The 10,388-nt window shown below is 41.7% G+C and carries 10 protein-coding genes and 4 tRNA genes; all 14 read left to right on the forward strand.

Annotated elements, in window-relative coordinates; all coding sequences use genetic code 11:
- Positions 1 to 77 precede the first annotated feature (77 nt).
- The 14 genes from ruvA to B6K83_RS13350 all read left to right on the forward strand — a co-directional run bounded on the left by ruvA (position 78) and on the right by B6K83_RS13350 (position 9,611).
- Entirely contained in the window at positions 78 to 695 is a 618-nt protein-coding gene (gene ruvA, locus B6K83_RS13285; protein ID WP_085285415.1) for a Holliday junction branch migration protein RuvA, read from the forward strand.
- A 134-nt stretch (positions 696 to 829) separates the two neighbouring features.
- Positions 830 to 1,834 (forward strand): Holliday junction branch migration DNA helicase RuvB, encoded by a 1,005-nt coding sequence (ruvB, locus tag B6K83_RS13290; RefSeq protein ID WP_085285416.1) that lies wholly within the window; start codon positions 830 to 832, stop codon positions 1,832 to 1,834.
- Between the two features lie 664 nt (positions 1,835 to 2,498).
- A complete protein-coding gene (gene ybgC, locus B6K83_RS13295) occupies positions 2,499 to 2,909 on the forward strand; it encodes a tol-pal system-associated acyl-CoA thioesterase (RefSeq protein WP_085285417.1) in 411 nt (136 codons plus the stop codon).
- On the forward strand, positions 2,899 to 3,582 hold the full coding sequence (tolQ, locus tag B6K83_RS13300; RefSeq protein ID WP_085285418.1) for a protein TolQ: 684 nt from the start codon (positions 2,899 to 2,901) through the stop codon (positions 3,580 to 3,582). The genes ybgC and tolQ overlap by 11 nt, the downstream gene beginning before the upstream one ends.
- A 14-nt stretch (positions 3,583 to 3,596) precedes the next feature.
- Positions 3,597 to 4,025, forward strand: coding sequence for a protein TolR (gene tolR / locus B6K83_RS13305; protein WP_085285419.1), 429 nt, complete (start codon positions 3,597 to 3,599; stop codon positions 4,023 to 4,025).
- A complete protein-coding gene (tolA, locus tag B6K83_RS13310; protein WP_085285420.1) occupies positions 4,025 to 4,927 on the forward strand; it encodes a cell envelope integrity protein TolA in 903 nt (300 codons plus the stop codon). Before tolR ends, tolA begins: the two co-directional genes overlap by 1 nt.
- A 31-nt stretch (positions 4,928 to 4,958) precedes the next feature.
- On the forward strand, positions 4,959 to 6,305 hold the full coding sequence (gene tolB, locus B6K83_RS13315) for a Tol-Pal system beta propeller repeat protein TolB (RefSeq protein ID WP_085285421.1): 1,347 nt from the start codon (positions 4,959 to 4,961) through the stop codon (positions 6,303 to 6,305).
- Between the two features lie 43 nt (positions 6,306 to 6,348).
- Positions 6,349 to 6,903, forward strand: coding sequence for a peptidoglycan-associated lipoprotein Pal (gene pal / locus B6K83_RS13320; protein ID WP_085285422.1), 555 nt, complete (start codon positions 6,349 to 6,351; stop codon positions 6,901 to 6,903).
- A gap of 12 nt (positions 6,904 to 6,915) precedes the next feature.
- On the forward strand, positions 6,916 to 7,707 hold the full coding sequence (ybgF, locus tag B6K83_RS13325) for a tol-pal system protein YbgF (protein WP_085285423.1): 792 nt from the start codon (positions 6,916 to 6,918) through the stop codon (positions 7,705 to 7,707).
- Positions 7,708 to 7,853: 146 nt separating this feature from the next.
- Positions 7,854 to 7,929: transfer RNA gene (locus tag B6K83_RS13330), tRNA-Lys, on the forward strand.
- Between the two features lie 45 nt (positions 7,930 to 7,974).
- A tRNA-Lys gene (locus tag B6K83_RS13335) sits at positions 7,975 to 8,050 on the forward strand.
- A 62-nt stretch (positions 8,051 to 8,112) separates the two neighbouring features.
- Positions 8,113 to 8,188, forward strand: a tRNA-Lys gene (locus B6K83_RS13340).
- Positions 8,189 to 8,341: 153 nt separating this feature from the next.
- The gene (gene nadA, locus B6K83_RS13345; protein WP_085285430.1) at positions 8,342 to 9,388 is read left to right on the forward strand and encodes a quinolinate synthase NadA; all 1,047 of its coding nucleotides are present in this window, start codon (positions 8,342 to 8,344) and stop codon (positions 9,386 to 9,388) included.
- A gap of 135 nt (positions 9,389 to 9,523) precedes the next feature.
- Positions 9,524 to 9,611 (forward strand) — tRNA-Ser (locus B6K83_RS13350).
- The last annotated feature ends 777 nt before the right edge of the window (positions 9,612 to 10,388 follow it).

The raw sequence follows: 10,388 nt of genomic DNA on the forward strand, positions 1-10,388 counted from the left end.
TGAGTCGCTATTCTTTACTGTATAAATATCTAGTGGTATGGTGTTGTCAATTAATAGCTTAGGTAAAAGGTTTAATTTTGATCGGACGTTTACGAGGCATACTGATAGAGAAAGTAGCCCCTGAAATTTTAATAGAATGTCATGGCGTTGGTTATGAAGTGACCATGCCAATGACCAGTATCTATGCACTGGGCGAAGTTAATGAAGAAGCCGTGTTATATACGCACTTTGTCGTGCGAGAGGATGCACAACTGCTATACGGTTTTGCCAATAAAATTGAGCGGAAACTGTTTCGGCTGTTGATTAAAGTAAATGGTGTGGGCCCAAAGCTCGCGTTAGCGATTTTATCAGGGATGTCTGCAGATCAATTTGTGAGTAGCGTGATGCATGACGACATCTCCACCATAGTGAAAATTCCAGGTGTTGGCAAAAAAACCGCAGAGCGATTATTAATTGAAATGCGCGATAGATTAAAAGACTGGCAAGTAGACAGTAGTGTAGCGCTTGCCCATATGCAGTCCTCAGATGACAAGTTAGCAAATAATTTTGTTAATGGCGCTAAAGGTGATGCCATTAACGCCTTGGTTTCATTGGGCTATAGTCAGCCACAAGCAGACAAAGCCGTGAAAGCCGTGTTTGCTAATGGTAACAGTAGTGAAGATTTAATTCGTAAAGCGTTAAAAGCTATGCTGTAGCAGCGATAACGCTTTGCCAATAGCACTATGAATAAGTAAAGCACTTACCATTATGCATTTGCGTGCAGAACCTAACAGCCCAATATTGATGGGTAGTACTGTTTAATAGCACAGATAAGTTTAAAGAGTGATCAATGATAGAAGCCGATCGATTAATTGAGCCGACAGCCAGTCGTGAAGAAGAAACGGTAGACAGAGCCATCAGACCCAAAATGTTGGCGGATTATACGGGGCAGGCGCATGTAAAGTCACAAATGGAGATTTTTATAGCGGCAGCACTGAAAAGGCAAGAGCCGCTAGATCACCTATTAGTTTTTGGGCCACCAGGCTTAGGTAAAACCACCTTGGCAAATATTGTTGCTAATGAAATGGGGGTGAGTATTCGCACCACGTCCGGACCGGTATTAGAAAAAGCTGGTGACTTAGCTGCGATGCTGACGAATTTAGAAGAAAATGACGTGCTATTTATCGATGAAATTCATCGTCTCAGCCCAGTAGTAGAAGAAATACTTTATCCGGCAATGGAAGACTATCAATTAGATATAATGATAGGTGAAGGGCCAGCCGCTCGCTCCATTAAACTCGACTTACCGCCGTTTACGTTAATTGGTGCAACGACGAGGGCAGGCGCGTTAACGTCGCCCTTGCGTGATAGGTTTGGCATAGTGCAACGCTTAGAGTTTTACAATACCCAAGAGTTAACGGATATTGTTATGCGCTCGGCAGATTTTCTTAAGCTTGACATTGATCAGGCTGGCGCTTTTGAAGTGGCAAGACGCTCTCGTGGTACGCCGAGAATCGCTAACCGTTTGTTACGTCGTGTTCGAGACTATGCGGACATTAAAACTCAAGGCTTCGTCAACGAAAGTACGGCAGCCAAAGCGTTAGATATGCTTGAAGTTGATAACCAAGGTTTTGATTTAATGGATAGAAAACTGCTTGAAGCTATCATAGATAAGTTTTCAGGTGGGCCGGTTGGGCTTGACAATATCGCCGCGGCGATTGGCGAAGAGCGAGAAACCATCGAAGATGTCTTAGAGCCTTTTTTGATCCAACAGGGTTTTTTACAGCGTACCCCGCGCGGGCGCATTGCAACCAATCGAGCTTATTTGCATTTTGGCATTGACATACCAAGCTAAAGCCCGTTAGTTATTGGCCATGTAAGCCAAAGCTTCATCATCGATATGTGGCGCAACTTCAGGGTCGCGCTATTAGCTAATCTGATAGCATTAAGCCCGCGGCTAATCAATTATTTACTATTGTTTTTGCCAAACAATTAATTAAATTCAGATAAAAAAAAGCCCACATAAAAGATTATGTGGGCCAACTTAGATTGTAAGTTGTAAGAAGGAAATAAGTTTCCAAAAAATATCAGAGAGGAGGTAACAATAGCTATCACATACAACTAATAAACTATCTAGAATACATATCAGCGAAACAATATTCATCTGTTAACTCAGAAACATGGCTATTTTAATTGCTTGTTTTAGAGCAAGCAAACGAAATAAATTTATTTTTAGCATTAGTTTTTCTAATGTCAAAAGCTATAGCAGCTAAGTAAAGGTTTGCGTGTGGTGAGAATGGCTTAAGTTAGTTATATGTTTGGCTCAAGAATATGCGATGATTGGCATTGATATTGTGGGCACTCGGCTGATTTTTAACCGCAAATGTTTCACTATGTTAATTAAACTCGCTTATTAATGAAAATTGAGTAAAGAAACAGGCTTAACCCTTGTCGGGTGTAAGCGTTATCTATTAAGATAAGTGTTTGCGAAATTTCATAGCATCAGTTGTATAAAATTAATGTCTAATAATCATTATCAGCATAAAGTTCGTGTTTATTACGAAGATACCGACGCCGGCGGCATCGTGTATTATGCTAATTATTTGAAGTTTTTTGAGCGAGCAAGAACAGAATGGTTGCGCTCGCTTGGTATTAAGCAATCAAACTTTTTAGAACAAAGCATAGGTTTTGTGGTCACAAAGGTGGCGATGGAGAACAAAGCCTCAGCTAAGCTTGATGATTTATTGACCATCACAACTCACATAAGTCGATTGAAAGCAGCCAGTGTGATTTTTTCTCAACAGCTTGTGAACCAAGAGGGGTTAACACTCTGTACGGCGGAAATTAAAGTCGCTTGCGTCAACTTGTCAATGGCTAAACCTTGTATTATCCCAGAACGTATTTTAGGAGCATTAAAACGTGTCAGCTGAACTTTCATTTTTTGACTTATTTGTCCAGGCGAGTTTATTAGTTCAACTGGTGATGTTGACCTTGCTTGGTTTTTCAATAGCCTGTTGGACCATGATTTTCCAACGCCGCAAAGTACTCACTGCAGCTCGAGAGCAATTACAAGATTTTGAAGATAAATTTTGGAGCGGTGCCGATTTAAGCAAGCTGTACAGTGAAGTGTCAGCAAAAGAGCAAATAGATGGAATTGAAAACCTATTTGTATCTGGCTTTCGTGAGTTTGCCCGTTTGCGTAAATCACATATCTATGCACCGCAGGTTATCGTAGATGGCACGCACCGTGCGATGCGTGTTGCCATGTCCAGAGAAGTCGACAACTTAGAAACTCACTTACCCTTTATGGCCACCGTCGGCTCAATCAGTCCTTACATCGGATTATTTGGTACCGTTTGGGGGATTATGAATTCATTTATCGCCTTAGGTGCGGTTGAGCAAGCAACGCTTGCTATGGTGGCACCTGGTATTGCTGAGGCACTAATTGCAACCGCCATGGGATTGTTCGCAGCAATTCCTGCTGTAATGGCTTATAACCGCTTTAGTCATAATGTTGAAAAATTAGAAAATAGTTATGGCAACTTCATGGAAGAGTTTTCTAGCATATTACAACGACAAACCGCTGCTGAGCAGAAAGGTTAAGGTAGGCAGTAACTATGTATAATCGAGTTAGGCGCCGCAAGGTGGCCGAGATAAATGTTGTACCTTATATCGATGTTATGTTGGTGTTATTGATTATTTTTATGGTTACTGCGCCGCTCATAACCCAAGGTGTTAAAGTTGACTTACCCCAAGCGGATGCTGAGCCATTAAGTAAAGATATGAAGCCACCTTTAGTGGCATCAGTTGATGTTGACGGTAATTATTACTTGGCGGTTGGCGATAGTCGCAATGAGCCGATGTCGGCAGAAGAGGTGGCGACATTAGTTGCCGCTCATTTAAAGCTAGAGCCAGACACCCCCGTAGTGGTTAATGGAGATGGTGCAGTTTCTTATGATGCGGTAATTCAGCTAATGGTCATGTTACAAAAAATGGCGGGCGTACCTTCGGTTGGCTTAATGACAGATAGTCCGGAGCGTCAGTAGTGTCATCTCAATACTCAGTGCCATTAGCTTTAAGTTTTGCTATCCATTTTGTGTTAGCGGCGGTTTTGTTGTTAGGAGACTTTGCCACGCCGATAAAGCCAACGCCTAGTGCAGTGCCGATGGAGCCTATCCAAGCGGTTGTAATAGAAAAAAGTAAAGTTGATGCACAAGTTAATAAGATAAAAAAGCAAAAAGCCGATGATGCCAAAAAGTTAAAAGAACTTGAGCAGCGTGTTGCAGCGGCCAATGCTAAACGTCTTCAAGAAGAAAAGCGCATTAAAAAGCTAGAGCGTGAACGCCGACAAAAAGAACAAGAGAAAAAAGCCGCCGATCAGGCCGCCAAAAAAGCAAAAGCTAAAGCGAATGCTGCGGACAAACTTCGTAAGCAAAAGGAGTTAGAGCAAAAGCAAGCCGCAGAAGCTGCGGCGAAAGCAAAAGCGCAACGGATAAAAGAAGAGAAAGCGGCGAAAAAAGCTGAGCAGTTACGCAAAAAACAAGAGGCCGAGCGCAAACGTAAAGCCGAAGAGGCACGAGAGCGAGCGGCACAACAAAAGCTCTTAGAGCAGCAAATGGCCGAAGAAATGGCCAGTCGCCAGCAAGCCCGCCGCCAACAAGTGATGACAGAAATAGGCCGTTACACTGCGTTAATTACCCAAACAATCAAACGAAATTTGATCACGGACCGCAGCACAATGGAAGGTAAGTCTTGTAAATTAACCATAAGTCTTGCACCATCAGGTTTTGTGACTAATGTTGTCACAGGCCAAGGTGATAGAATTGTTTGTGAAGCGGCAAAAACTGCGGTTTATAAAGCCGGCACCTTACCGGTGTCGAAAGATCCAGAAATATTTCGACAAATGAAAACCATTAGCTTGACAGTAGCACCTGACAAATTTAATTAAGTTTTTGATAATTAGGAAAGTAATTAGTTTTATGAAAAAAATAGCGTTATTGATACTCCTATGTGCGACTTTGCTATCCAAGCAGGCTTTAGCAACATTAGAAATTGTGATCACAGAAGGGGTAGATAGTGCCCGACCGATTGCCGTTTTGCCCTTTAAATGGTTGGGTAGTGGTGTAATGCCAGAACGATTATCTAAAGTGATCAGTGATGATTTGTTACGCAGTGGCAAGTTTAATCCAATAAAGGTGTCACGCTTTCCACAGTTTCCAAATGATGATAGTGAAATTGATTATGCCGCGTGGGCCAGCGAGGGGGTTGAAGCCATAGTGATTGGCGAAGTTCGTGAAACATCAATCGGTAGATACCAAGTAAAATATCAGCTAATTGATGTGATCCGTGGTCAAATCATAGGTGGTCAAACGCAGATGTTAAGCAATGGTGTCTTGGTGCGCAGCTCAGATCATATTCTTGATGAAAGTACGGTTGAAATAGGTGCCGAGCAATTTCGTCGTTATGCCCACCGTATAAGTGACGTAGTGTACGAAAAGTTAACGGGGATACGCGGTGCTTTCTTAACCAAAATTGCCTATGTGATTGTGCGCGATGAAGGGGAGTACCCTTATCAGCTTGTTATTGCCGATTATGATGGTTTTAATGAGCATGTGTTACTGAGCTCTAGAGAGCCTTTAATGTCACCAGCGTGGCATCCTAATGGTCAACAGTTGGCTTATGTCACCTTTGAAAACCGTCAGGCGCAAATACATACCATAGATATATATACTGGCCAGCGTAATTTAATAAGCTCCTTTGAAGGTATTAATAGTGCGCCGAAATGGTCACCAGATGGTAAAAAGTTAGCAATGGTGCTGTCAAAAGATGGTAACCCTGAAATTTATATTATGACGGTTGCCAGCAAAAAATTGCGTCGAGTCACCCGTCATCGCGCGATTGATACAGAGCCGAGTTGGACACCCGATGGTAATGCTATTGTCTTTAGTTCAGAACGAGGTGGAAAAGCGCAGCTATATCGCGTAAATTTAATCGATGGTAAAGTTAGGCGCTTAACGTTTGACGGCGAAATGAACTTAGGCGGCTCTTTGACACCTGATGGTCGTCAATTAGTGATGGTAAATCGTACGCGTGGCAAGTATCATCTAGCAAAACAAGAGTTTGACACTGGGATATTCCAAGTTTTGACGTCAACCCGCTTGGATGAATCACCAAGTATTGCGCCAAATGGCGGCATGATCATCTATAGTACGTTACACAATAATAGACAGGTGCTAAGTTTAGTGTCTGTCGATGGCAGGTTTAAGGCAAGATTGCCAGCACTAAATGGTGAGGTGAAGTCGCCTTCTTGGTCACCATTTTTATAATAATGACTATTAGTTTAATTTTTAAATAATAAGGATGCATAAAATGCGCTTGAATAAAACAGTAAAAGCCTTAGCAGTTGTTTTACCTATCATGGCTTTATCGGCCTGTAGTTCATCTGACTCAGCTAGCGAAGACGCTAGTGCGATGCAAAAAAATGAAGCAGCAATGGCTGAACAAAAAGCTCGTGAAGAAGCTGAACGCGTAAAAGTTGAAGCAATGCAACGCGCTAACGCAATTGAAGCTAAAAAACGCCAAGAAATGGAAAGATTGCGTTCAGAACATATCGTATATTTTGATTTTGACAAGTCGTCAGTTAGCGGTAACTTTGCGTCAGTATTAGAAGCGCATGCCAAATTCTTGAATGAAAACACCAATGTTAATGTATTGATTGAAGGTCATGCTGATGAGCGTGGTACGCCAGAGTACAATATTGCACTAGGTGAACGCCGCGCTAAAGCAATTGAAACGTATCTACAAAACATGGGTGTTTCAGCATCACAGTTAAGCACAGTTAGCTATGGCGAAGAAAAGCCAATGATCAAAGATCGCTCTGAAGCGGCATTTGCTAAAAACCGTCGTGCAGTATTGGTTTACTAATCAGGTATAGCAATGAAACCCAGTACTATTATTTTAGGGCTGACCTTTGCTGCAACTGCCAATGTGGCAGTTGCAGCAAAACCTGCTCCAGTTATTGAAGTTAATGCCAGTAACGGTATAAGTTCTACGCAATCACTTAGTATCAGTGAGCAGTTAACCAGTTTAGAACGCAAGCTTGATGCCCGTAATCGCGCTCAGGTGAATGTTCAACAACAGTTAGACGAACTGCAAAATGAAGTTAATGAGTTGCGCGGTATTACCGAGCTGCATACTTACCAGTTAAGTCAGGTATTAGAGCGTCAACGCGAGCTTTATCAAGAGTTAGATCGACGTGTTTCAGAAGCATTAAAGCCAGCTAACCAAATACCAGCGGCCATTACTGCGCCTGCAGGTAGTGCTAATCAAGTTAATTATAGTAATAACTTAACTGAAAATGAGGCTTATGATCGCGCAGTAAACATGGTGCTTAAAGACAAGCGTTATGAACAGGCCATACCTGAGTTTGAAGCCTTTAATCGAAAATATCCTAATTCTAGCTATGCGGCTAATGCCCATTATTGGTTAGGGCAGTTATTGTTCAACAAAAATGAACTTGCCAAAGCACGCCAAGAGTTTGAAATTGTTGTGAATCAATATTTAGATTCGAGTAAGCGAAGTGACGCCATGTTAAAGTTAGCTATGGTGGAACAGAAAGAAAACAATCGTGCGAAAGCAATTACCTTATATAAAAAGTTAATTGCAGAGTACCCTAACTCTAGCGCTGCAAAGTTGGCACAACCAAGATTACAGGGTTTAAATCCATAGATAGTGCTGATAACTTGCACGCATTGTTGTTTTTTTATTCGAAAGCGCAATAAAGTTTAAAAAAGCTGAAATTTATTGTTGCACTTGAAAATTTTATAAGTATTATATGCCCCGCGTTGGACGAGAGTACAACGCAGAACAAATGTCGGTCGTTAGCTCAGTTGGTAGAGCAGTTGGCTTTTAACCAATTTGTCGAAGGTTCAAATCCTTCACGACCGACCACTTTTCACCAAATTAGTGTTTGGCATTTGTTTTAAAACTATATATCGGTCGTTAGCTCAGTTGGTAGAGCAGTTGGCTTTTAACCAATTTGTCGAAGGTTCAAATCCTTCACGACCGACCACTTTTTAGCTAAACAGAAAGTGGCGGGCATAGTTTTTATCATATCTATTAAAAGTAGTTTATCGGTCGTTAGCTCAGTTGGTAGAGCAGTTGGCTTTTAACCAATTTGTCGAAGGTTCAAATCCTTCACGACCGACCACTTTTAATAACATTTCTTGCATAATCAATTTGTTGTCATGTCGCTCCTCTTATTTGCCTTAGATTATCAACTCAACTGATGTTTTCTTAGTACACATTTATTCTGCTATGGCTTATAATCCTCGCGATTTTAAGGTACTGATTGAGAATGAATATGACCCACGCAAATTTAGCTGTTAATTTTGACTTTCAATTTCCACAAAAACCAACGTCGTTGACTGTGGTTGAGCGTGAACAATATAAAGCACGTATTAAATCACTGTTGAAAGAAAAAAATGCAGTGCTCATCGCGCACTACTATACCGATCCTGAAATTCAAGCATTAGCAGAAGAAACAGGGGGCTGTGTTGCTGACTCGTTAGAAATGGCAAGGTTTGGCAACAATCATAGTGCTGAAACCTTAATAGTCGCAGGAGTGCGATTTATGGGGGAAACCGCAAAAGTTCTCACCCCAGAGAAAACCGTATTAATGCCAACTTTAGAAGCAACCTGCTCATTAGACTTAGCTTGTCCAATTGAAGAGTTCAATGCGTTTTGCGATCAACACCCAGATAGAACGGTCGTTGTGTATGCCAATACATCAACGGCGGTAAAAGCACGAGCAGATTGGATCGTCACCTCATCTTGTGCGCTGGAAATTGTTGAGCATTTAGATGAGCAAGGGGAGAAAATTCTTTGGGGACCGGATCGCCATCTTGGAGCCTACATTGAAAAGCAAACCGGTGCTGACATGATTATGTGGCAGGGTGCTTGTATTGTTCATGATGAGTTTAAAACTAAAGCCTTGCATGACATGAAAGCCTTACACCCTGATGCGGCGGTATTAGTGCACCCAGAATCACCGGCAGAAATTATTGAACTTGCGGATGCCGTTGGCTCAACGAGTCAGCTAATTAAAGCAGCGCAGGAACTACCTAATCAAAAATTTATTGTCGCTACCGATCGCGGTATTTTCTATAAAATGCAGCAACTTTGTCCAGATAAGGAGTTTTTTGAAGCACCGACAGCTGGCGAAGGCGCAACCTGTCGTAGCTGTGCACATTGTCCTTGGATGGCAATGAATGGTTTAAAGGAAATAGAGCAAGCACTTTTAAATCCTGAAGGCCGAGAGGTATTCGTTGACGCCACAGAGCGCACAGGTGCACTTAAATCTCTTGATCGCATGTTAAGCTTCAATGCTGAAATGACTAAAAATCAATAAGTTTATTATCAGTTGCTTGTTAAATGAGCAGCTGTTTAAACTTTGCTTGAATTAGGTTGCGTTATGAAGATTATTTCCCTAACATAACGCCGCATAACAAGTACGGCTTATAACTTACAGCTTTTAACTTGTATTGGTGAGGTGTCCGAGTGGCCGAAGGAGCACGCCTGGAAAGTGTGTAAGGCGCAAGCCTTCGAGGGTTCGAATCCCTCCCTCACCGCCATAAAATAAGCAATCAACCTATTGTAAACAAAGCCGCTAGTTAGCTAGCGGCTTTTTTGTTGCCGCACGTTTATTAATTTCAAGTAGAAGTTATCACTTGCTGTGATACTAACTTATCACATGAAGTGATATCAAACGCCTATATAATGTAATAATGTATCGCAATTAATTGGGGGCGGTTGATCTTTCAGAGTTAACATTTATTCATTTAAAACGGATTTAACCGGGGAGCAAGCTTTGAACAATAGTTATGCTACTTAAAAAGCGAGCAATAAAGCCTACAAACAAAACCTAAAAACAAAGCGTACATTCGTTTTAAATGAGCCTAAAGGCCGCTTGATTGAAATTTATACGGCGTTATCAGCTGTTCGTTTCGCTAGCTACACGTCACATGCTCTGCCTTACCTAAATACCAAACAAGTCGCTGTAAAAGTAACCTCGAAAGGTTACCTGAGCTAAAGCTAGCGCTAGATGTCTTGAAAGTGATAATTGCAGTTTCTTAATTTTACGTTATATAGCTATGGTTAACTCTAAGCGCCTCCGACCCTAGATGGTCATTTGCCTAGGACTTTAGGTGACCCTTTATCATGACCAAAACACTGCGGAAGCTCTAAAACCACGTTAAATGCTGCCTATTTAGCCATAGTGCGCAAATAAAAAGCAAACGAACACATTTTTGCAATTTAATTGCATTTAGCGGTTGACGCGGGGCGATAAATCTCTAAAATGCGCTCCACTTCTTCGGGACAAGTCGAAGAGGCGGTTTTAATAGGTTATC

Source organism: Colwellia chukchiensis, from assembly GCF_002104455.1.
Classification (GTDB): domain Bacteria; phylum Pseudomonadota; class Gammaproteobacteria; order Enterobacterales; family Alteromonadaceae; genus Cognaticolwellia; species Cognaticolwellia chukchiensis.